Source organism: Sagittula sp. S175 (assembly GCF_049800975.1).
Taxonomy (GTDB): domain Bacteria; phylum Pseudomonadota; class Alphaproteobacteria; order Rhodobacterales; family Rhodobacteraceae; genus Sagittula.
Genome location: NZ_JBNAGB010000002.1, coordinates 80,311 through 102,197, shown reverse-complemented (window position 1 = coordinate 102,197; position 21,887 = coordinate 80,311). Strand labels below are relative to the sequence as shown.

At 66.2% G+C, this 21,887-nt stretch carries 22 protein-coding genes and 1 tRNA gene; 11 read left to right on the top strand and 12 right to left on the bottom strand.

Annotated features, from left to right (window positions below):
• Positions 1-135: 135 nt before the first annotated feature.
• The 5 genes from coaD (at position 136) to ACP16H_RS03565 (ending at position 3,405) form a co-directional block, all read left to right on the top strand.
• On the top strand, positions 136-627 hold the full coding sequence (gene coaD / locus ACP16H_RS03585) for a pantetheine-phosphate adenylyltransferase (protein WP_425070882.1): 492 nt from the start codon (positions 136-138) through the stop codon (positions 625-627).
• An 11-nt stretch (positions 628-638) separates the two neighbouring features.
• A complete protein-coding gene (locus ACP16H_RS03580; protein WP_425070881.1) occupies positions 639-1,421 on the top strand; it encodes an alpha/beta hydrolase in 783 nt (260 codons plus the stop codon).
• Between the two features lie 88 nt (positions 1,422-1,509).
• Positions 1,510-2,220, top strand: a complete 711-nt coding sequence (locus tag ACP16H_RS03575) for a hypothetical protein (RefSeq protein ID WP_425070880.1) — start codon at positions 1,510-1,512, stop codon at positions 2,218-2,220.
• Between the two features lie 180 nt (positions 2,221-2,400).
• Positions 2,401-2,562, top strand: coding sequence for a DUF1127 domain-containing protein (locus ACP16H_RS03570; protein ID WP_425070879.1), 162 nt, complete (start codon positions 2,401-2,403; stop codon positions 2,560-2,562).
• Positions 2,563-2,712: 150 nt separating this feature from the next.
• Positions 2,713-3,405, top strand: coding sequence for a YoaK family protein (locus ACP16H_RS03565; RefSeq protein WP_425070878.1), 693 nt, complete (start codon positions 2,713-2,715; stop codon positions 3,403-3,405).
• Positions 3,406-3,624: 219 nt separating this feature from the next.
• Here ACP16H_RS03565 and gap read toward each other — a convergent pair whose 3' ends face one another.
• The 7 genes from gap to ACP16H_RS03530 form a co-directional block, all read right to left on the bottom strand.
• Positions 3,625-4,626: a type I glyceraldehyde-3-phosphate dehydrogenase gene (gap, locus tag ACP16H_RS03560; protein ID WP_425070877.1), complete on the bottom strand. Its 1,002-nt coding sequence runs from the start codon at positions 4,624-4,626 to the stop codon at positions 3,625-3,627.
• 128 nt (positions 4,627-4,754) lie between these two features.
• The gene (locus ACP16H_RS03555; protein WP_425070876.1) at positions 4,755-4,898 is read right to left on the bottom strand and encodes a hypothetical protein; all 144 of its coding nucleotides are present in this window, start codon (positions 4,896-4,898) and stop codon (positions 4,755-4,757) included.
• 189 nt (positions 4,899-5,087) lie between these two features.
• Positions 5,088-5,594, bottom strand: a complete 507-nt coding sequence (locus ACP16H_RS03550) for a helix-turn-helix transcriptional regulator (protein ID WP_425070875.1) — start codon at positions 5,592-5,594, stop codon at positions 5,088-5,090.
• A complete protein-coding gene (locus tag ACP16H_RS03545; protein WP_425070874.1) occupies positions 5,591-6,130 on the bottom strand; it encodes a cytochrome b/b6 domain-containing protein in 540 nt (179 codons plus the stop codon). The genes ACP16H_RS03550 and ACP16H_RS03545 overlap by 4 nt, the downstream gene beginning before the upstream one ends.
• 239 nt (positions 6,131-6,369) lie before the next feature.
• Positions 6,370-6,618 (bottom strand): PepSY domain-containing protein, encoded by a 249-nt coding sequence (locus ACP16H_RS03540; protein WP_425070873.1) that lies wholly within the window; start codon positions 6,616-6,618, stop codon positions 6,370-6,372.
• A 623-nt stretch (positions 6,619-7,241) separates the two neighbouring features.
• Positions 7,242-7,724 carry a disulfide bond formation protein B gene (locus ACP16H_RS03535; RefSeq protein WP_425070872.1) on the bottom strand — a complete coding sequence of 161 codons (483 nt, stop codon included), beginning with the start codon at positions 7,722-7,724 and terminating at the stop codon, positions 7,242-7,244.
• On the bottom strand, positions 7,724-8,299 hold the full coding sequence (locus ACP16H_RS03530; protein ID WP_425070871.1) for a YqaA family protein: 576 nt from the start codon (positions 8,297-8,299) through the stop codon (positions 7,724-7,726). Before ACP16H_RS03530 ends, ACP16H_RS03535 begins: the two co-directional genes overlap by 1 nt.
• 107 nt (positions 8,300-8,406) lie before the next feature.
• Here ACP16H_RS03530 and ACP16H_RS03525 point away from each other — a divergent pair.
• Positions 8,407-8,492 (top strand) — tRNA-Leu (locus ACP16H_RS03525).
• 119 nt (positions 8,493-8,611) lie between these two features.
• Here the strand turns inward: ACP16H_RS03525 and ACP16H_RS03520 are convergent.
• From ACP16H_RS03520 to ACP16H_RS03500, 5 genes are all read right to left on the bottom strand, one after another.
• Positions 8,612-9,661, bottom strand: a complete 1,050-nt coding sequence (locus tag ACP16H_RS03520) for a YeeE/YedE family protein (protein ID WP_425070870.1) — start codon at positions 9,659-9,661, stop codon at positions 8,612-8,614.
• A gap of 217 nt (positions 9,662-9,878) precedes the next feature.
• A complete protein-coding gene (locus ACP16H_RS03515) occupies positions 9,879-10,394 on the bottom strand; it encodes a DUF1697 domain-containing protein (protein ID WP_425070869.1) in 516 nt (171 codons plus the stop codon).
• Positions 10,395-10,444: 50 nt separating this feature from the next.
• Complete coding sequence (locus ACP16H_RS03510; RefSeq protein ID WP_425070868.1) at positions 10,445-11,470, bottom strand: ABC transporter permease; 1,026 nt, start codon at positions 11,468-11,470, stop codon at positions 10,445-10,447.
• Positions 11,463-12,470, bottom strand: coding sequence for an ABC transporter permease (locus ACP16H_RS03505; RefSeq protein WP_425070867.1), 1,008 nt, complete (start codon positions 12,468-12,470; stop codon positions 11,463-11,465). Before ACP16H_RS03505 ends, ACP16H_RS03510 begins: the two co-directional genes overlap by 8 nt.
• A gap of 111 nt (positions 12,471-12,581) precedes the next feature.
• Positions 12,582-14,279 (bottom strand): peptide ABC transporter substrate-binding protein, encoded by a 1,698-nt coding sequence (locus tag ACP16H_RS03500; protein ID WP_425070866.1) that lies wholly within the window; start codon positions 14,277-14,279, stop codon positions 12,582-12,584.
• Between the two features lie 414 nt (positions 14,280-14,693).
• On the opposite strand from ACP16H_RS03500, the gene ACP16H_RS03495 reads away from it, so the two are divergent.
• The 5 genes from ACP16H_RS03495 (at position 14,694) to ACP16H_RS03475 (ending at position 21,576) form a co-directional block, all read left to right on the top strand.
• Positions 14,694-16,529, top strand: a complete 1,836-nt coding sequence (locus ACP16H_RS03495; RefSeq protein WP_425070865.1) for an ABC transporter ATP-binding protein — start codon at positions 14,694-14,696, stop codon at positions 16,527-16,529.
• Positions 16,530-16,677: 148 nt separating this feature from the next.
• Entirely contained in the window at positions 16,678-17,838 is a 1,161-nt protein-coding gene (gene argE, locus ACP16H_RS03490; RefSeq protein ID WP_425070864.1) for an acetylornithine deacetylase, read from the top strand.
• Positions 17,829-19,178 (top strand): NAD(P)/FAD-dependent oxidoreductase, encoded by a 1,350-nt coding sequence (locus ACP16H_RS03485; RefSeq protein ID WP_425070863.1) that lies wholly within the window; start codon positions 17,829-17,831, stop codon positions 19,176-19,178. The genes argE and ACP16H_RS03485 overlap by 10 nt, the downstream gene beginning before the upstream one ends.
• 532 nt (positions 19,179-19,710) lie before the next feature.
• Positions 19,711-20,874 carry a M20 aminoacylase family protein gene (locus ACP16H_RS03480; RefSeq protein ID WP_425070862.1) on the top strand — a complete coding sequence of 388 codons (1,164 nt, stop codon included), beginning with the start codon at positions 19,711-19,713 and terminating at the stop codon, positions 20,872-20,874.
• Between the two features lie 3 nt (positions 20,875-20,877).
• Positions 20,878-21,576 carry an SDR family NAD(P)-dependent oxidoreductase gene (locus tag ACP16H_RS03475; protein ID WP_425070861.1) on the top strand — a complete coding sequence of 233 codons (699 nt, stop codon included), beginning with the start codon at positions 20,878-20,880 and terminating at the stop codon, positions 21,574-21,576.
• The last annotated feature ends 311 nt before the right edge of the window (positions 21,577-21,887 follow it).

The following is a 21,887-nucleotide window of genomic DNA, read 5'->3' as shown; positions in this document are numbered from 1 at the left end:
CTTGGGTGGGTGGGCCACCCTGCCGCGTCGCGCGCATCTTGGGCTGACTTTCGGGAAATGGATTCTCGCCTTGCATTCCCGGGCGCAATATTGTTGCGTGGTTGCGCAACATTCTGAAAGGCAAGGGAGCCTTCCATGCGCATCGGCCTCTACCCCGGCACCTTCGATCCCATCACGCTGGGGCATCTCGACATCATCCGGCGGGGGGCGACGCTGGTCGACCGGCTCGTGATTGGCGTGGCGATCAACCGCGACAAGGGGCCGCTGTTCACGCTCGAAGAGCGCGTGGCCATGGTGGAGGCGGAATGCGCCGTCATTGCGGAGCAGACCGGGACAGAGATCGTGGCGCATCCCTTCGAGAACCTGCTGATCAACTGCGCCCGCGATGTGGGCGCGTCGGTAATCGTGCGCGGGCTGCGGGCTGTCGCGGATTTCGAGTATGAATACCAAATGGTTGGCATGAACCGCGCGCTCGATAAGTCGGTGGAGACGGTGTTCCTGATGGCGGAGGCGCAGCATCAGGCGATTGCCTCGAAGCTGGTAAAGGAGATCGCGCGGCTGGATGGCGACGTGTCGAAGTTCGTGACCCCGGCGGTGAAGGCCGCCCTCGACGAGCGGCTGCGCTGAGGATGGGCCGCGTGCTTGGCTTTGTGCTGGGTGGCGCGGCGCTGCTGTATGTCGCGTACGGCATGCTGATGGTGCAGGCGCATTGGGCGCTGGTCTATCCGTTCTACGATCAAAGCGTGCTGGATCTGCCCGATTTCGTGCCCGAAGTGCTGGACACGGACGAGGGGCCGATGACGGCCTATGTGCATCGCGGCGCCGAGGGCGCGCCGGTGGTGCTGTATTTCATGGGCAATGTGGGCGCGCTGACCGCCTTTGCGCCGATGCTGGAGCATCACGCGGAGGCCGGGCGCAGCGTGCTGGCGATGGGCTATCGCGGCGGCGGTGGCCTGCCGGGAGAGCCGTCGGAGGCGCGGCTGAAGGCGGATGCCCTGGTGCTGTATGACGCGGTGGACCGGCTGGTGCCGGGGCACGGGCCGGTGGTGGCGCATGGCTATTCGCTGGGCACCGGGATCGCGACATATGTGGCGGCGGAGCGGGGGCTGGACGGGCTGGTGCTGTCGGCCCCTTATGCGCGGATGTGCGAGCTGATGGTGCCGCGCTCCTGGTTGCCCGCCTGCCAGATGCCGGGGGTGCAGAAGTGGCAGAGCCTGCGTGACGCAGGGCGGGTGACGGAGCCCGCGATGGTGCTGCATGGGGTGGAGGACGACCTGATCCCCTTCGGACACGGGCAGCGCATGGCCGAGGCGCTGCGGGCGGAACTGGTGCCGATCCCGGCGGGCGGGCATGACGACCTGATGGGCAAGGCACCGTATCTCGACAGCATCGACCGGTTCATCGACGGTCTGGGACGTTAGTCACATTCGAAATTTGATGTGTGTCATGTGAGGCGTGGTCTGCGCCGTCTAAGGTGCGTCCATGGTACAGGAATAAGGAGTTCCGCGCATGAAACGCATCCTTTTGGGCACGACGCTGGGGGTTGCCCTGTTGGCCGGTGCCGCCATGGCCGGGCCTGTGCGCGATTTCGAAGAGGCCTATCGCGGCATGTACGGCAGCTACCGCGCCGCGCTGTTCATGACGAACTCGGGCAGCGCCGAGAAGTCGGCGGGCAGCATGAAGGCCTTCTCGGACAAGTGGGAGGCCCTGATGGCCACCTACCGCGCGGCCCCGCCGCCGCAGTACATGGACGACCCGGACTGGGCCGTGCAGATGGAGCTGGTGGACGAGATGCTGGCGAAGGCGCAGGGCGAGGTGGCCTCGGGCGCGCTGGGTGAGGCGCATGAGACGCTGGAGGGCGTGCGCGAGGTCTTTGGCGCGCTGCACCTGCGCAACGGCGTGCAGCTGTATTCCGACCGGATGAACGCCTACCATGCCGAGATGGAGCACGTGCTGGACATGGACCCGGCCACCGCCAGCGCCGCCGATCTGGCGGGCAAGGCGGCGGTGCTGGAGTACCTCGCCGCGCAGGTCGCGTTGTTGCCGCCGGTCGAGGTGCAGGACACCGAAAACCCCGAATACACCAAGCTGATGACGGACTTCATGGGCTCGGTCGCGGCCTTCCGCGCGGCGGTGGACAGCGGCGATGCCGAGGCGGTGAAGACCGCGATCGCCGGGCTGAAGAAGCCCTATTCGATCCTGTTCCTGAAGTTCGGCTGACGCGGGGAGTAAAGCGATGCTGTCATGCGATTGCTGCATGGCAGCATTGCTGAAACCTTAAGAAATGCTCAATAAAGCCATGCGCAAAACGCATGGCGCGTAGAAAATCACGGCAATTGTGCTGCGGTGCAGCAAGCCCCATGTTGGCGGTAACAGAAACGCTCGACACGAGGCACGACGATGACCCTGATTTCCAACCTCCGCGACCGCATGGCCAAGAACGCGCAGTACCGCCGCACCCTGACCGAACTCGAGACCATGACCGAAGCCGACATGCGCGACCTGAACATGTCCCGCGCCGACCTGCCGCGCATCGCGTATCAGGCGGTCTACGGTGGCTGATGCCACCCCACAAACACCACTCGCGAACCGAAAAGGCGCCACCCCATCAGGATGGCGCCTTTTTTCATCGCCGGGGAACCTGGGGGACTAGGCGCGGCGGTACACCGGGCGTAGCGTTCCGGTGAGAGCGACGAGAGAGACGCGACAGGCATGCTGATACGGACCGGAGAGGCGCGGACCCAGAGGATGGACCTTGGTCTGGCGGGGCTGCTGTCTCTGGTGGCCGGGGCGCTGAACGCGGCGGGGTTCGTGGTGGCGGGCTCCTTCACGGCGAACCAGACGGGGAACCTGTCGATGGTGTCGGAAACGCTGGTGCAGGGGCAGGTGCTGCTGGCGTTGTCCTTTGCGGGGCTGGTGCTGGCCTTCATTACCGGGGCGGCGCTGGCGGCGCTGGGGATCCAGTGGGGCGAACGTCTGGGCGTGCGCGAGACCTATGCGCTGGCCGTGGCGGCCGAGGCGGCCATCCTGCTGGGACTGGGCGCGCTGCTGGCCGCCACCGGAGGGCCGGCCGAGACCCATGTGGTCATCGTCCTGAGCTTTGTCATGGGATTGCAGAATGCGGTCACAACGGTGATCTCGCGCGCACGGGTGCGCACGACGCATGTCTCGGGCATGGCGACGGATATCGGCATCGAGCTGGCGGCGCTGCTGGGCAGCCCGCGGCTGCGCGACGACGCCCGACCCAAACTGGTGCTGCACAGCCTGACGCTGGCCTGTTTCGCGGTGGGGGGCGTGCTGGGCACGCTGGCCTATGCCATCGTCGGACACTGGCTGTTCACAGCAACGGGTGTCCTGCTGGCGGCCATCGCCCTGCCGGAGCTGGCCCTCGCGCGCCGGGACTGAGGGCGCGCCACGCTTTCCCCTTCATCTTGATCCAAATACCCTCGGGGAGCGCGAGGGGCTGGCCCCTCGCATCCGACAGCACCGACAGCGGCGCCGCTGAACAGGCACGCCGTGGCCTGAGCCTGGGGCGGAAACTTGAAAAGTTTCCGGAACGATTTCTTGCAAAGAAATCGGGGCCCGCGTGGGGCCCCGTGCCGTGTTGCTCGATTCCGTGGTGGATCAGATCAACTTGCCCATCGCCACGGCGGTGTCCGCCATGCGGTTGGAGAAGCCCCATTCGTTGTCGTACCAGGTCAGGATGCGGACCATGGTGCCTTCCATGACCTTGGTCTGGTCGCAGTGGAAGATCGAGGAATGCGGGTCGTGGTTGAAGTCGCTGGAGACGAGCTTCTTGTCCGTGTAGCCCAGAACGCCCTTCAGCGGGCCGTTGGCGGCGGCGCGGATGGCGTCGTTGATTTCCTCGACGGTGGTGGCGCGGGCGGCCTCGAAGGTCAGGTCCACCACGGACACGTTCGGCGTCGGGACGCGGATGGCGACGCCGTCCAGCTTGCCCTTGAGTTCCGGGAGCACGAGGCCCACGGCCTTGGCCGCGCCGGTGGAGGTGGGGATCATCGACAGGGCCGCCGCGCGGGCGCGGTAGAGGTCCTTGTGCATGGTGTCCAGCGTCGGCTGGTCGCCGGTGTAGCTGTGCACGGTGGTCATGAAGCCCTTCACGATGCCCACCGTGTCGTTCAGCACCTTGGCCACCGGCGAGAGGCAGTTGGTGGTGCAGGAGGCGTTGGACACGACGATGTCCTCGGCAGTCAGCACGGAGTCGTTGACGCCGTAGACGATGGTCTTGTCCGCGCCGTCGCCGGGGGCGGAGATCAGCACGCGCTTGGAGCCGTTTTCCAGGTGGATTGCCGCCTTGTCGCGGGCGGTGAAGATGCCGGTGCATTCCAGCGCGATGTCGACATTGCCCCAGGGCAGGTCGCGCGGGTCACGGATCGCGGTGACCTTGATCGGGCCACGGCCCACGTCGATCGTGTCGTCGGTGTGCTTCACCTCGACCGGAAAGCGGCCATGCACGCTGTCGTATTGCAGCAGGTGGGCGTTGGTTTCCACCGGGCCAAGGTCGTTGATCGCGACCACTTCGATATCGGTGCGGCCGGATTCGATGATGGCGCGCAGCACGTTGCGGCCGATGCGGCCAAAGCCGTTGATGGCGACGGTGACAGTCATGGGACAAACCCCTTTTCGCTGGTGTCTTGCCGGGGGGAGGAGGTTCCGGCCAATTCGCCCCGGGGCTTCGCCCGGAACTTTAGCGCTAACATGCATTTGGGGGCCAAAGAGTCAACCCGGCACCAGTGTCACCGCCAGAAGGCGATGTAGTCAATCAGCCAAAACAGTTTGCGTCCCAGGAAGATGGTGTTTGCCCAGTCGAAGACCATGAAATCAACCGCGAGAAAGACTGCGATCATCGCGCCGAGGACGAGGGCGAGGGTGTTGTTCATGGCGCGGGCTCCGGTCGTGCCGGTTGGTGATGCCAGAGACGGGGGGCGCTGTCACGCCCTGACGCGCAGGCGGTCGTGCGTGGCGGGCTTTGCGTGGCGGGCAAGGCCACGCCGCAGGACGGACGCCTGCGCCACGTCGCCGTGCCGGTCTTTCGGCGGCGCGGGCGGTGGGTTGCTGAACGCGCTGCGTCAGGCGGCGGCCTGTTCCGGCTGGGCGGGGCCGACCATGAGTTCCTCGATGAACAGGGCGAGGAAGGCGCCGCGTCCGTTGACGCCGGCCTTGCGGTAGATGGCGCCGAGGTGCGCCTTGATCGTGCCCTCGGCGCTGCCGCGGACCGCGGCGATCTCTGGGATGGCGAGGCCCTTGAGGGTGAACAGCGCCACGTCCTGTTCCGAGGGGGTCAGGCCCCATTCGTGGAACCGCTGGGTGACGATGTCGTGGAAGGCTCCGGCGGCGAGGCTGAGCTGTTCCTTCAGATGGGCCTCGCGGCGGAGCAGGTTGATGAGCATGCGGCTCTCGAAAGCCACCCCGATCAGCAGGACGACCGATGCGATGGCTTCGACGACGATGTGCACGGTGACGAAGTTCGGCCACTTCTCGAGCGCGTCAGCAAAGACGTCGGAGAAGAAGAACAACGCGCAGAGCGTCTGGGCAACGATCAGGGCCAGCAAGCCGAGGGGGGCGTTCTTGGTCATGGTTCGATCTGTAGACCATTCGGCACGTCCTTGACACCTGTCACCATGGCGCGCGTCAGGTTGACGCCGGTGCGGCGGCTTTCCCAGATCACGGCGGCGACGTGCAGGACGACCGAGATCTCGGCCCAGGTGACGAGCAGCTCATGGGCTTCTTCCACCCATTCGATGCCAAAGAAGGTGTCGGTGCCCATCATGTAGCCGGTCAGGGCGATGCCTGCCAGGGACAGCAGCAGGTTGAAGATCATCAGCGCGCCCAGCGGTGTGTGGCCGAGATGCGCGCGCTTGCGGCCGGTGACCATGTCGGAGAGCTGCTGCGTGACTCCGGCCGGAGTCGGCAGGAAGTGCAGGAAGCGGGCGGTGGCCGGGCCAACGAAGCCCCAGACGATGCGGATCGCCAGCAGGGCGGCCACGGTATAGCCGAGGTAGAGATGCAGGTCGCTTTCGGGGTCGGTGACAAAGGCGTTGGCGGCGAAGAGCAGGACCGTGCTCCAGTGGAACAGCCGCACGAGCGGGTCCCAGACGCGGTGATGGGTCATTGCGGAAACCTCGGGTTGAATGGGCGGGTTGGAAAAGGGAGGGACTGGACGTCCGGTTGCATGGGAGAGGGCGGGGGCGAGGACGGGTGCGAGGACGGGGGAGAGGGGGACCGGGGGTTGGGGAACCCCCGGTCTGACGACATGCCGCTGCGGGACAGGCTCCGGATCAGGGCTGGGATCCGGTCGGGACAGGTCTTTGGATCCGTCCCGATGAAGGCGGCTGCCGTAGCTGTTCCCGATCAGTCCTTGGTGCGCAGGATGTTCAGGTCCTTGTCCATGAAGACTTCGTACTTCTGGCCGTCTTTCATGGCGTAGGCTTCGTATTCGCCGTCTTCGATCTGGATCTTGCGGACTTCGTAGCCTTGCGCGGTCAGCTGCGCGGTGATGCGGGCCTTGATGCCTTCGTCCAGCAGCAGGCTGCCTTCTTCGGCGAAGACCGGCGCGGCCAGCAGGGTGACGAGGGCGGTGGAGAGGAGGATGCGGGTCATTGGGTAAGCTCCGGTATGTGTTGTGTCTGTCTTGAGTGACGCGGCAGGCAGCGTGGCCTGTCGATGACGAACACCTGGCAGCTGTGACGGCCCCCGAAAACTGGACTGGAGGCGGTGTTCCGGGGCATTGGACTTTGGTTTAGGGGCTTGAAACCGGGGTTTAGGGGCGGTTTTCGAAGGGTTTCGATGGCTGTGCCGGATCGGTCGGAGGGGCGCGCCAATCGGGTTGGAGGTGTGGTTTCGATCTGGCGGAGCCGCATCGGGTGGCGCGGGCCGTGCCCGCGTGGGGGCGCTGCCCCCGTCGCTGACGCGACTCCCCCGCGGGTATTTGGATCAAGATGAAGGCAGGGCGTGGCGCAAGGGTCTGCGCCGTCGGGCGTGGTGGGGCGGCGGGGGACGGTGGTTGGCATGGGCGGCGCGCCGCGCCCGTTCAGGGGGGCGCGGCGGTGAGGATACGCTGGGGGTTGGGTTCGGGTGCTACGCTGGTTGCGTGGCGGCGCGCGTGGCGGGGCGCCGGGCCTGTTTGGTGGGGAATGGTTTGGCCGGATGCAAGTGGGCCTTACGCAGGTGGGCGGGATGCGGGTAGGCCGGACGCAGGTGGGCCAGATGCAGGTGAGTCTGGGTCAGGCGCGGCTGCGCGATGCCCAGATAAAGAGGATGGCGATCACGGCGGAGGCGGCGATGTTGTAATTTGCCATCGACAGGCCGAACATTTCCCACGGGATCACGTCGCAGACCACCACGGGGCGGTTGTTCAGCCAGTCGACCATCTCGTCGGGTGACAGGCCGGGGGGCATGGAGCCGGTGCAGCTTTGCGGGCCGAGCCACCATTTGCGTTCGACACCGGTGTGATAGATGGCGATGGCCGAGGAGGAGGCTGCTGCGGCGGCTCCCAACCAAAGGAGGAGGCGGTTGGGGAGGAACAGGGCGAGAAGGCCGAAGAGAATCGCTCCGAAATGGCCGTAGCGCTGCCAGTAGCAGAGTTTGCAGGGCGCCATGCCGCCGATGTACTGGAAGCCCCAGGCCCCGAGTATAAGCGCCGCCGAGCCGAGTGTGGCGAGAAGGGTCAGGGTCTTGCGGTTCAGCGCCGTGGTCAGGTCGGGCATCAGATGTACCTCAGCAGGAAAAAGCCACCGACAAGAAGCGCGATGAAGGCGGTGAAGACAAGCCCGAGGTAGCGTTCGATGAAATCACGAATGGGTGTGCCGAAGACTCGCAGCAGCCCGCAGACCACGAAGAAGCGCAGCGCGCGGGCGACGATGGCGGTGGTGATGAAGGTGGCCAGCGGCATGGCGGTCCAGCCCGACATGATGGTGATGACCTTGAACGGGAAGGGCGTGACGCCCGCGATCAGCACCGCCCAGAAACCTGCGTCGTTGAAGGTCTGGTTGAACTCGGCCATCTTGTCGGCCTTGCCGAAGAATTCGAGGATCGGCTGGCCGATGGCTTCGAAGGCGAAGAAGCCGATGCCGTAGCCGAAGAGGCCGCCCGCGACGGAGGCCGTGGTGGCGACCAGCGCGATCAGCCAGGCGCGGTGGGGCGCGGCGAGGACGAGGGGGATCATCAGCACGTCGGGCGGGATCGGAAAGACCGAGGCCTCGATGAAGGAAATGAAGGCCAGCACCCAGAGCGCGTTGCGTCCCTGCGCCTGTGCCATGGTCCAGTCGTATAGCCTGCGCATCTGCGTCTCCTGTGTCCTGCGGCGGAGAGACCATGTGGTGAAACGGGCGTCAAGGATGCGCAATGCCTCTTTACCTGCCCGGAGGGTATGGCTACATGGACGTGCGTGCCCGAGTGGCGGAATGGTAGACGCAGCGGATTCAAAATCCGCCGACCTAACGGTCATGCCGGTTCGAGTCCGGCCTCGGGTACCAGCACGCTTATGCTTTGTTTACACCCGGTTGCCGGGACGACATGCGAAAAGCCCGCGGTGGATGCCGCGGGCTTTCGTGTTGTTTGGGGCTGTCTGCGGGGCTGTCCGGGGGGGGGGCCGTTATTCGGCGGGCTGCAGGACAGGGCGGACCGAGGGCGAGAGGACCGCGTTGGTGGCCAGGGCGCCTGCGGCGATGGCGGCCAGCGCGAGAAGCGCGGCGAAGCCCAGTGTCGGGACCCCTGCGAGGCCTGCGCCGACGGTGCAGCCGCCCGCAAGCACACCGCCCGCACCCATCAGCACGGCGCCGCTCAGGTAGCGGCCGGTTTCGCGCGGGGTGGAGAAGCTTTGCCACTGCAGGCGGCGCGCGGCGGCGGCAGAGAGGAAGCCGCCGGTCAGGACGCCTCCGATCAGGCCCACGCCGAAGCCTGCGGGGATCGAGCTGGCGGCGATGGTCCAGAACAGCGTGTCGGCCCAGGTGGAGGTGAAGGCGAGGCTTTCGAGGGCGATCGGGTCGAAGTCGTCGTAAAGCACGAAGCCGGTGCCGACCCAGGCGGCGGGGACCAGCAGGCCGAGAAGGGCGGCGCCCAGCAGGGTCAGCGGCCGTGCGCCGGAGCGGGCGGCGATGGCCAGCGCGGTGACGATCAGCAGCGCGGTCCAGACCAGCGCGCCGCCGGGCAGCGCGGCCAGCGAGGTGGTGTCGCCCAGATCCACGGTGAGCGCGCCGAGGCTGGTGCGCAGCGGTGCGGCCACGCCCTTGAGCAGCGCGTGGGCGGTGATGGCGAAGACCACCAGAACGGTGACGGCGCGCAGGTTGCCGGTGCCCGCCAGCACGGTCAGGCGCGAGGCGCAGCCTCGGGTCAGCACCATACCCGCGCCAAACAGCGCGCCGCCGACGAGGATCGCGGCGAGCGGCAGGTCGGAGGACAGGAAGCGGTGGTCGTCGAAGGTGATGAGCCCGGCGGCCACGGCGGCCTGCGTGCCCAGCAGCGCGAAGGCCAGCGCGGTGAACCAGACGCCCGCAGCGGAGCGGCGGTCCTCGCCGACCAGTGCGCGGCGGAAACAGAACTTCGTGCGCTCGGCGAGGATGCCGTAGGCAAGGCCGATCAGCGCGGCGAAGTAGACGGCGGCCTGCGGCGCGGTCAGCTCTTCGAAGCCGAGGGATTCGTACATGGTCTGTCTCCGATGGAATGATCGTTCCATTTGAAGCAGGTTTTGGCGTGTTTCAATGGTGGTGGCCGGGCGCTTCCGCCGTAAAAGCGGAACGATTTCCCGATTGACCGGGCGTGCCGGGAAACGTGGACCTTGCGGGCCGCGGCCTTGGGGGAACGGCGGGACGCAGGGTCCTGCGGGGCCGGGCACGGGTGTTCTTATTTGCGTGCAGCGGCGGTCATCGGCGCACGGCGAGCAGGTCACGCATCTTGCGGATCGTGTTCATGTTGCGCGCGGTGCCGGATTTCATCTGTGGCAGGATCAGGCGGGAGCGGCCCTGCCCGTCAGGGTAGTGCAGGTAGATCGCTCCGGGACCGGGGGCGATCAGCTCGGTCCTGTGGTGGCGGGCCTCCGGCAGGAGCGGATCCGGGATGTCTTCGTCGGTGAGCAGGCAGATGAGGAAGGAGGGGTTCGCCTCGGGGAAGGGATTGGCCGCGATCAGTGCGTCCAGCTGCGGGAGGGTGCGGACGAGGACGCCGACGGGTTTGCGGGCATAGGCGAGGAGCTGCTCCTCAAGGGTCATCTGGACCTGTTCGGCACTGTCGTCGGTCGACAGCACGAGGTTGCCCGAGACGCCATGGGTCTTGGGCGCAGTGCCACCGATCGCGGAGGCCATCTTGAGCAGGTCGTCCATGCGAAGCTTGCCGGTGCCACCGACATTCACGGCGCGAAGGAAGACGGCGTAATGGCGCATGACCTCGTCCAGTGGCGCGCGGCAGCGGGAGGGCTGCCGCGCTGGTTGAATTACCGCCCCCGGATACGCGGGTCGAGCGCATCGCGCAACCCGTCGCCCAGGTAGTTCACGCTGAGCACGGTCAGCGAGATGGCGATGCCGGGCAGCAGGACGCGTTCGGGGAAATCCTCCATGCGGACAACGGCGTCGGCCAGCATCTTGCCCCAGGTCGGGAAGTCCGAGGGGAAGCCCACGCCGAGGAAGGAGAGGGCGGATTCCTCGATGATGGCGCGGGCAAGGCCGAGCGCCGCCGAGACCATGATGGGCGAGAGGATGTTCGGCAGGATATGCCGGCGGATCAGTTTCGCCGGGGTCGAGCCGATGGAACGGGCGGCGAGCACGAAGTCGCGTTCCTTGATCGCCAGCACGTCGCCGCGCACGATGCGGGCGGTGGGCATCCAGGAGGTCAGGGCGATGATGCCGACGATGAGGACGAACATGCCGCCTTCGGGGCCGAAAGCCACCCGCAGAGGTTGCCGGAACAGGGTCACGGCGAGCAGCAGCAGGGGCAGGATCGGCAGGGCGAGGAACAGGTCCGTCATGCGCATGAGCGGCCCGTCGAGACGGCGGAAGTAGCCCGCCAGCGTCCCGATGAGCGTGCCGATGAAAAGCGACAGCAGCATGGCCGACCAGCCGACGGCCATGGAGGTGCGCCCGCCCGCCAGAAGCTGCGCGAGGTTGTCACGGCCCAGCTGGTCGGAGCCGAGGGGCTTCTCCCACGAGACCTTTGCCGAGGCGTCCCAGAGCGCGGTGTAGATCGGGCGCATGTCCTTGTTGCGGATGTCGAGCTTTTGCGGATCGACGGTCCAGATCAGCGAGCCGAAGAGCACCGCGAAGGTTATCAGCATAAGGAAGGTGAGGCCGAACATGGCGCCCTTGTGCTTGCGCAGCTGCTGCCAGATGTCCCGCGCCCGCGAGGTGGGCGGCGCGGTGGGGCCGGTGTCCCTGAGCGCTCCGATGGCGGTTGCGGTGGCGGGCGTGCCGGCGGCTGTGGCGATCTGGTCCGGAGTCTGGTGCGGAATCTGGCCGTCAGTCATAGCGGATCCTCGGGTCGAGCAGGCCATACAGGACGTCGGCCACCAGGTTGAAGAGGACGATCAGCACGGCAAAGATGAAGGTGAGTGTCATGACCATCGGCAGGTCATTGGCAAAGAGCGCGGTCAGGAGAAGCTGGCCGATGCCGTTCACCTTGAAGACGCTTTCGGTGATGATGGCGCCGCCAAAGATCGAGGGCACGCCGAGGGCGATGACCGTGACGACCGGGATCATCGAGTTGCGCAGGACGTGGACGCCGACGACGACCGCCTCGGACAGGCCCTTGGCGCGGGCGGTGCGGACGTAGTCCTGGCCCAGGTTGTCGAGCATGGAGGCGCGCATGTAGCGGCTGAGCTGTGCGGTGGTCTGCAGCGCCAGCACCATGACGGGCATGATCATCTGTTGCAGCTGCGTCTTGAAGCTGGCCCAGTCGTCCACCACCAGCGTGGTGTCGTAGATCGAGGGGAACCAGCCCAGCTGGACGGAGAAAACCACGATCAGAAGCGGGCCGGTGAAGAAGGGCGGGATCGAGAAGCCGACCATGGTCACGAAGGTGCCCGCCTGGTCGAAGATCGAATATTGCCGGTAGGCGGAGTAGATGCCGATGGGAATGGCGATGAGGATCGCCACCACGTAGGACAGGCCCACCACCCAGAGCGTCTGCGGAATGCGCTGGAGCACGATGTCCATCACCGGCGAACGGGTCTGCCAGGAGATCACGCGCAGCTTGCCTTCGGCAAGAGAGGTGCCGAACAACCAGTCGATGAACACCTGCGGTTCGATCCAGAAGACCTGCACCAGCCATTTCCAGTATTGCACCAGAGGCGGCGCGCCGAGGCCGAGCGCCTCGCGCATCTTCTGTTTGACCTCGGGCGGGACGGTCAGCGGGACTTGTGCCATCGGATCGCCGGGGGCGAGTTGCAGCAGCATGAAGATGACGAAACTGATGAAGAGCAGCGTCGGGATGGATAGGATCAACCGTCGCGTGGCGTAGGTAAGCATTCGTGCGCGCCCCTGTCCCCGTGTCTTATTGTTCTTGTTGTTTTTTTTGTTGGTGAACCCAGGGCAGAGGGGGCCCCGCCCTGGGTCGCTGGTCGCCGCGAGGCGATCAGGTTACTTCACGCGATACCAGTCGGCCACGTTCCACAGTTCCGAGTCCCAGACGTTCAGGACCACACCGCCGAGGGTGTTGGAATGCGCGGACAGGCGGCCACGGTGCACGATCGGGATCTGCATGCCTTTTTCGTAGATGATGCCGACCATCTGCTTGCCGATTTCCTCGCGCTTGGCGATGTCGGAGGTCTTGGACAGTTCCAGCCAGAGCGCGTCGTATTCCTCGTCGCAGAAGCGGGTGATGTTCTCGCCCTGCCACTGGGTCGCCGGGGTCGGCGCCTTGTCGCAGAGGTTGTTCGCGAGATACGCCTGCGGGTCGGTGCCGTTGAAGGTGTTGGCGTACATTTCCACGTCGGCGTAGAACTTCTGGAAGGTGTCGGGCGAACCCGCATCCCCGCCGAAGAAGACCGACCCGTCGATGTTGCGCAGCTCGACCGACATGCCGATCTGCTCCCACCAGTCCTTGATGAGCGCCTGGAAGTCCTGGCGGACGGCGTTGGTGGAGGTCTGGTAGAGGATGCTCAGCGGCACGCCGTCCTTTTCGCGGATGCCGTCGCCGTCGGTGTCGACGATGCCCGCATCATCCAGCAGCTTCTTGGCGCCTTCAATGTCCTGGACCGCGCAATCCTCGGGGTCGTTGGCGTAGGCCTCGGGGGCGGGGACGTAGGAGCAGGTCGGCTTGCCGGCCTTGCCGTAGCCCACTTCGACCAGCAGCGGGCGGTCGATGGCCATGGACATGGCCTTGTAGACCGCCGGGTCCTGCAGGAACGGGTGGGGACGGATCACCGAGCGTTCGTCCGGGCCGAGGTCCGGGCTGGGGTTGGTGTGGTTGAGTTCGATCCGCTCCATAAGCGGGCCGAAGCCTGCCACGGTCACGCCCTTGCCGCCTGCTTCCATCTTGGCGATGACATCGGGGGCAAGCTGGAGGTTCCAGGCGTAGTCGTATTCGCCGGTTTCCATGACCGCCGTGCCGGCTGCTGCCGCGTCGCCGCCACCCTTGAAGGTGACCTTGGCGAAGGCCGGTTTGGCCGGGTCGCGGTAGTTCGGGTTGGCCGACATGGAGATGGTGTCGTTCGGCTTGAATTCATCGACCACGAAGGGGCCGGTGCCGATCGGGTTGAAGTTCTGCTCGGTGCAGGTCGAGGCCGCGGCGCCGAGGCAGTTGGCGAATTGCGCCTTCTGCAGGATCGGGCTCTCGCCGCCGACGAAGGCGGTGTAGGGATAGGGGGTCGCTTCCTTGAACTTGACCACGACGGTCAGTTCGTCCGGCGTTTCGACGGAGGCGACGGGTTCGAACTTCGTCAACTGGGCGCAGCCGCCTTCGGGGTGGGTGCAGTATTCATAGGTGAAGGCCACGTCCTCGGAGGTGAAGTCGGTGCCGTCGGACCACTTGAGCCCCGGGGTGATCTTCCAGGTGATCTGCATCAGGTCTTCGGTCACGCCGCCGTTCTCGACGGTCGGGATCTCGGTCACGAGCCAGGGCACGAGGTTGCCGTCCTGGTCGAAGCGGGCCAGCGGCTCGATGATCATCGAGGCGGATTCGACGTCCTTGGTGCCGCCCGAGAGGAACGGGTTCAGGATCGAGGGCGCCTGCCAGTAGATGATTTTCACTTCGCCGTCCGCACCGCGTTCGGCGAACGCAGCGGGGGCAAGGGCCAAGGCGGCCGCGGCACCCAGCATCAAGGACTTCACAGTCATGACTATCTCCATGTTGGTCGGGGCCGGTATCCTCCGGCCCGCGTCGTTTGTGTGGGAAAGGCTGCAAGGGGGCAACGGGTGTTGCAACCCGTATTTGACCCCCAGACACAAAACATCCCCACGCGTGGTCATATCGAAAACCGAGCGCGCCTAAATTGCAAGCGTTGCCTCGGGTCAGGGCTTCGCTTTCTTGACCATCTGGTCAATAACCTGTCCGAAAGGTCAGGTGGGACGCGCTTCGCGGGGGGATTTCCGGGGGTTAAGGCCCGTTTCCATGTGATGCGAAAATGGGCACACTCGGGGTGCGGTGAAAATTGAGGCGCAGGGCCGGACGGCGGGCGGCGTCACGAGAAGCGGGCTTTACACCGGGCGCGGGCCGCCACTAGCCTTCGGGACGGACAGGGGAAAGACGACATGCTTGATGACACCACGGCAAAGGGCCCCATCGCGCGGATCGAGAATCTGCGGGTGGAATTCCAGACCAAGAACGGCAGGGTCGCGGGGGTCGAGAATGTCAGTTTCGACATCGGCCCGGGCGAGACCGTCTGCGTGGTGGGCGAATCGGGATCGGGTAAATCGGTGTCGTCGCTGTCGCTCATGCGGCTGATCGAATACGGCGGCGGCGAGATTGCCGGGGGCCGGCTGCTGTTCGACCGCAAGGACGGCGGGGTCGTGGACCTTGCCACCGAGGACCAGCGCGCCATGCGCGACATTCGCGGCAACGAGATCGGCATGATCTTCCAAGAGCCGATGACGGCGCTGAACCCGGTGTTCACCGTGGGGCGGCAGCTGACGGAAGGGTTGCGGGTGCATCGCGGCATGTCCAAGGCCGAGGCCGAGGCGGAGGCGCTGAGCCTGCTGAAACAGGTGCGCATCCCGGAGCCCGAGCGGCGGTTGAAGCAATACCCGCACGAGTTGTCGGGCGGGATGCGGCAGCGGATCGTGATCGCCATGGCGCTGGCCTGCAAGCCGCGCCTCTTGATCGCGGACGAACCCACGACGGCGCTGGACGTGACCATCCAGGCAGAGATCCTCGCCCTGATGGACCGGCTGAAGCGCGAGACCGGCACGGCGGTGATGTTCATCACGCATGACATGGCGGTGGTCGCGCAGATGGCCGACCGGGTCGTGGTCATGTTCCGGGGCAACAAGGTCGAGGAAGGCACGGTTCAGGAGATCTTCGAGAACCCGCAGCACCCTTATACCAAGGCGCTGCTGGCGGCCGTGCCGAAGCTGGGCGAGATGGAGGGCACGGACCTGCCTTCGCCGATGAAACTGGTGGGGCAGGAGGGGCATTCCACTGCGCCGATTGCGGGCACCGACGAAGTGCTGCTGAAGGTCGAGGGGCTGACCACGCGCTTTCCGGTGAAGGGCGGGTTCTTTCGCACCACGGTGGCGAATGTGCACGCGGTGGAGGACCTGTCGTTCACTCTGAATAAGGGGCAGACGCTGTCTTTGGTTGGGGAATCGGGGTGCGGGAAGTCCACGGCGGGACGGTCGATCCTGCGGCTGGTGGAGCCGATGGCCGGGAAGGTCGATCTGGACGGCACGGATGTGATGGCGCTGTCGCAGGCGGAGCTGCGCGAGGCGCGGCGCGAGATGCAGATGATCTTTCAGGACCCGTTTGCCTCGTTGAACCCGCAGTTGCAGCTGGCCGACCAGGTGGCGGAGCCGCTGGTGAATTACGGTGTGGGCTCGAAGTCCGAGCGGCAGGACCGCGTGGCGATGCTGTTCGACCGGGTGGAACTGCCTCGGTCCTTCATGATGCGCTATCCGCACGAGCTGTCCGGCGGCCAGCGCCAGCGGATCGCCATCGCGCGGGCGCTTGCGCTGAACCCCAAGCTGATCGTGGCGGACGAGGCGGTGTCGGCGCTGGACGTCAGCGTGCAGGCGCAGGTGGTGAACCTGATGATGGAACTGCAGGCGGAACTGGGGCTGGGCTATGTGTTCATCTCGCATGACATGGCGGTGGTGGAGCGGGTCTCGCACCAGGTGGGGGTGATGTACCTGGGCCGGATCGTCGAACTGGGACCGCGTCGCGCCGTCTTCGAGGACCCGCGCCATCCCTATACGCAGGCCTTGATGAAGGCGGTGCCGATCGCCGACCCGCGTCAGCGGAAATCGGAGAAGGACCTGAACTTCAAGCCGATCCCCTCGCCGATCCATCCCGCAGGTCATGAGCCGGGGCCGTCGGTCTACGCGGAGGTGAACCCGGGGCATTTCGTGCTGACCTCTGAGTCGGGGTATTAACCGTTACGGGGCGGGTGCGATTTTTTCGGGGAAAAATCGCGGGATGGGGGCGCTGCCCCCGTCGCTGACGCGACTCCCCCGAGGGTATTTGGATCAAGATGAAGGGCGGGCGTGGTGGCTGACATCATGTGCCGTAAAGGGGAAAGACATGGCTGAAAGGCTGACGCCGCGGGCGCTGCTGGAGCGATTGGTGGCGTTTCCCACCGTATCGCGTGATCCGAACGGGCCGCTGATTGATTGGGTGGCGGAGTATCTGGCCTCGCATGGGATCGAGGCGGGCGTGTTCGACAAGCCGGGGCATCCCGGCTGGAAGGGGCTGTATGCCCATGTCGGGCCGATGGTCGAAGGCGGCGTGGTGCTGTCGGGACATACGGACGTGGTGCCGGTGGACGGGCAGGACTGGTCGACTGATCCCTTTGTGCTGACCGAGAAGGACGGGCGTCTGTATGGCCGCGGCGCCTGCGACATGAAGGGATTCGTGGCGCTGTCGATCTGGGCCATGGTGGAGGCGCGGTATCGCGGTGTCTCGCGGCCGATCCAGCTGGCGTTGAGCTATGACGAGGAGATCGGGGTCGTCGGCGTGCCGGACCTGATCGAGGCGATGGGGGCGTTGCCGCGTGCCTCGGATGTCATCGTGGGGGAGCCTACGATGATGAAGGCGGTGACGGGTCACAAGGGCGGGCTGTCGTACTGGGTGCATGTGCATGGTCACGAGGTGCATTCGTCGATCCTGCACACCGGCGTATCGGCGATCATGTATGGCGCGGAACTGATCTCGTGGGCCAATGCCGTGAACGCGGCGGCGGCGGGTGTCGCGCCGCAGGGCATGGCGGCGCTGTTCGATCCGCCCTACACCAATGTGCACGTGGCGCCGATCTCGGGCGGGACGGCGCATAACATCACGGCGAAGGACTGTTCCTTTGGGTTGGGGTTCCGGGTGGTGCCCGGGGAGACGCTGGACATGTGGCGCGAGGTCTTTGTGCGCGAGGTGGCGGCGCTGGAGGCGAAGATGCAGGCGGTGGTGCCCAGCACGCGGGTGGAAGTGACGGAGCGGTTCTCGCTGCCGCCCTTCGTGCCGGTGGAGGACAACGGGGCCGAGGCGCTGGTGCGGCGGCTGACGGGCGATAACAGCGAGAATTTCGTGAGTTACGCCACGGAGGCGAGCCATTTCCAGATGGCGGGCTACAAGGTCGTCGTCTGCGGGCCGGGGTCGATTTCCGTGGCGCATCAGCCCGATGAGTCGCTGGCTGTGGCGCAGCTGGAGGAGGGGCAGCGCTTCATGGCGCGACTGGTCGAGGTATGCGCGTGAGGTTTCCGTTTCTGTTGCCGGTGGCGCCGGAGTTTGCCGCGGATCTGCCGGAGGCGGTCGATCTGGTGGTGATCGGCGGCGGGGTCATCGGTGTCTGCACCGCGCTTTATTCGGCGCGGGGCGGGGCGTCGGTCTTGCTGCTGGAGAAGGGGCGGGTGGCCGCCGAGCAGTCCTCCCGGAACTGGGGCTGGATCCGCGTTCAGGGGCGCGATCTGGCCGAGATCCCCGTGGCGCTGGAGGCGCAGGGCTTGTGGACGGCGCTAGATACGGAGTGTCACGGACGGTTGGGATTGGCGCAGCTGGGGGTGGCCTATCTGGCGGGCTCCGAGGCGGAGATGGCCGGGTTCGAGGGCTGGCTGGAGGCGGCGCGCGGGACGGGCGTGTCCTCGCGCCTGATGGGCCGGGCCGAGATGGCGCGGGAGATGCGCTATCCCCATGCGGGCTGGTGCGGCGGGCTGCTGACGCCCACGGATATGAAGGGCGAGCCTTGGGTCGCCGTGCCGGAGCTGGCGCGACTGGCGGTGTCCGAGGGCGTCACGGTGCGCGAGCGCTGCGCAGTGCGGGGGCTGGATGTGGTGGGCGGCAAGGTTGCCGGCGTCGTGACCGAAGCGGGCCGGGTGCGCTGCGACCGGGTCGTGCTGGCGGGCGGCGCTTGGTCGTCGCTGTTCCTGCGGCGGCACGGGGTGGATATTCCGCAGCTGTCCGTGCGCTCGACGGTCTGTGCGACGGGGCGGGTGGCAGACCTCGGGGTTCCGGCGTCCGTGGATGGCGAAATCGCCTTCCGGCGGCGCGCGGATGGCGGCTATACGCTCGCCCCTGCGGGGTTCGCGGAGTTGTACGCCGGGCCGGATGCCTTGCGGCATCTGCCGGTGTACCTGAAGCTGGCGCTGTCGGACGCGTTCGATGTACGGCTCAGGGAGCCCCAGCCCGCGCATTGGCCCGATGCCTTTGGCACGCCGCGCCATTGGAGCGGGGCGGAGGAAAGTCCCTTCGAGAGGTGCCGTATCCTTGACCCCGGACCGAACCGGGCGCGGGTGACGGACCTGCTTGAGCGATTCCCGATGCTGTATCCCCAGGTGGGCAAGGTGGCGGCGCAGGCGGCCTGGGGCGGGATGATCGACGTGCTGCCGGACGTGGTGCCGGTGGTCGACGAGGTCGAGACATTGCCGGGGCTGGTGGTCTGCACGGGGATGTGCGGGCATGGCTTCGGCGCGGGACCGGGCTTTGGCCGGGTGACGGCCGACCTGGCGCTGGGGCGTGATCCGGGTGTCTCGCTGGAGCGGTTCCGGCTGGGGCGGTTCAGCGACGGCAGCCCGCTGGTGCCGGGGCCGAACATCTGAGGTGGGGTGCGCCGATGATGTTTGTGGCGCACGGGGCATCGACGCGAGAGTTTTGTATGGAAACGCCTGAGACAGGACCGGTTTCGTCCGGCCGATGCGCGTCAAGTCGTCGGAGCGCGTTGCCTCATCTCCGACCGCAGTTTGTCGCGCTGCGCGCGAAAGGGGGCTTTGCCCCCTAACCCCCAAGGTATTTTTATCAAGATGAAGGGAACCGGGGGCTCTTCTCCTTCATCTTGATAAAAATACCGCGGAGGTTCGGAGGCAGAGCCTCCGACGGCGCGAGGCGTCAGCCGAGGGCCGGTCGCCCGAGCGACGCGAGGGTTATACACTCAGGACCGGTCGCCCGAGCGACGCGAGGGCGAAAAGTAGGTGTGGGTGGCGCGGAAGTTGCGGTGGACTGCACGGGGAACCGGCGGCTCTGACCGTTTGATCAAAAATATCCGCCCAGATGCTTGCGCTCGGCATGTATCTTATTAGGCTCCTGCGCGAAGGCCATCCCCGGCCCAGAGACTCATCCCGACAGGAGACCCAAATGCCCGTGAAGAACCGTTTCGCCGAGTTGCACGACGAGATCACCGCCTGGCGCCGCGATATTCATGAACATCCCGAGATCCTTTTCGAAACCCACCGCACCAGTGCTCTGGTGGCAGAGAAGCTGAAGGATTTCGGCTGTGACGAAGTGGTCACCGGCATCGGGCGCACCGGGGTCGTGGGCGTCATCAAGGGGCGCGGGCAGGGGGGCAAGGTGATTGGTCTGCGCGCCGACATGGATGCTTTGCCGATCGAGGAGCAGACTGGCGTCGAGTATGCCTCGAAGACGCCGGGGGCGATGCATGCCTGTGGTCATGACGGCCACACCGCCATGCTGCTGGGCGCGGCCAAGTACCTGGCCGAGACGCGCAATTTCGACGGCACCGTCGTGGTGATCTTTCAGCCCGCCGAGGAAGGTGGCGGCGGTGGCAAGGAGATGTGCGACGACGGGCTGATGGAGCGTTGGGGCGTGCAGGAGATCTATGGCATGCACAACTGGCCGGGGCAGCCGGTGGGCGCGTTCTCGATCCGGTCGGGGGCGTTTTTTGCCGCCGCCGATCACATCGAGATCACGGTGACCGGCAAGGGTGGCCATGCGGCGAAACCGCATGAGACCATCGACCCGACCGTCTGCGCGGCGCAGATCCTGACGGCGTTGCAGACCATTGCCAGCCGCAATGCCGATCCGATCAGCCAGATCGTGGTGTCGATCTGCTCGTTCCAGACCTCGTCGAAGTCGTTCAACGTGATCCCGACCTCGGTGCACATGATGGGCACGGTGCGGACCATGTCGAACGAGAACCGCGACCTTGCGGAAAAGCGGATCGCCGAGATTGCCGAGGGCATCGCCACGGGCTTTGGCGCCAAGGCCGAGGTGCATTACAAGCGCAACTACCCGGTCATGGCGAACCACGACGAGCAGACCGAATTCGCCGCCGAGGTCGCGCGGGCCGTGTCGGGTGACTGCAACGAGGCGCCGCTGGTGATGGGGGGCGAGGATTTCGCCTTTATGCTGGAGGAGCGTCCGGGCGCCTACATCCTGATGGGCAACGGCGACACGGCGAACGTGCATCACCCTTTGTACAACTTCAACGACGAGGCCATCCCGGCGGGATGCAGCTGGTGGGCGGAGATCGTCGAGCGGCGGATGCCGCTGGCGGGCTGAGCCTTGCCGGTTGCCATGGTGACAGGGGCCGCGCGCGGGATCGGGCGCGGCATCTGCGAGCGGCTGGAGGCGGAGGGCTGGACGGTTCTGGCGCTCGACCTGTCTTTTGACGCGGGTGGAGGGGGACGGCAGGTGGTCTGCGACGTGTCCGATGAGCGCGCGGTGGCGCGGGCCTTTGATGCGTGCCGGGATGCGCTGTCCGGGGGACTGGACCTGCTGGTGAACAATGCCGGGGTGGCCGGGCCGGTCAGCGGGCCGGTGGAGAACCTGTCGCTGGCGGATTGGAACCGCTGGATCGGGGTGAACCTGACCGGGAGTTTCCTGATGGTGCGCGCGGCGGTGCCGTATTTGCGGCGGGCCAGGGGGGCGGTTGTGAACCTGAGCTCGACGCGCGCGCGGATGGCCGAGCCTGACACCGAGGCTTATTGCGCGTCGAAAGGCGGGGTCGAGGGGCTGACGCAGGCCTTGGCGGTGTCGCTGGGGCCAGAGGTGCGGGTGAATGCCATCGCGCCGGGCTGGATCGTCACCGGTGAGTGGGACGCGCTGTCGGACGAGGATCACGCGCAGCATCCGGTGGGGCGCGCGGGGCGCGTGGCGGATATCGCCGGGGCGGTGCTGTATCTGGCCGGCGCGGGATTTGTGACCGGGCAGGTGGTGACGGTCGACGGCGGTATGACGCGGAAGATGATCTACGTGGAGTGAGGCTTCGTTGCGGTGCAGCGAGGAGGCCCCCGGTGCGATGCCGGGGGCCTTTGGCATTGATTGGGGCGAGCTTGCCGCATTTGCCCTTTGCCGCGGGCTTCGGGGGGCCGGGCGTGGGTGACATCCGCCACAATCTGCGCCGGATTGGCGGTCTGGCGGGGGGAATGCGCCCGAAACAGCGTCGATCCGTGCGGCGGGGCAGGACGATTTGTAGCGGTTTGGCGGCAAAGCGGGCGGAATTGGGGCAGGGGTGTCCCAATGTGGCGATCTGAATTGCGGCGGTTCTGACCGATTTTCCTCAAATGATTCGG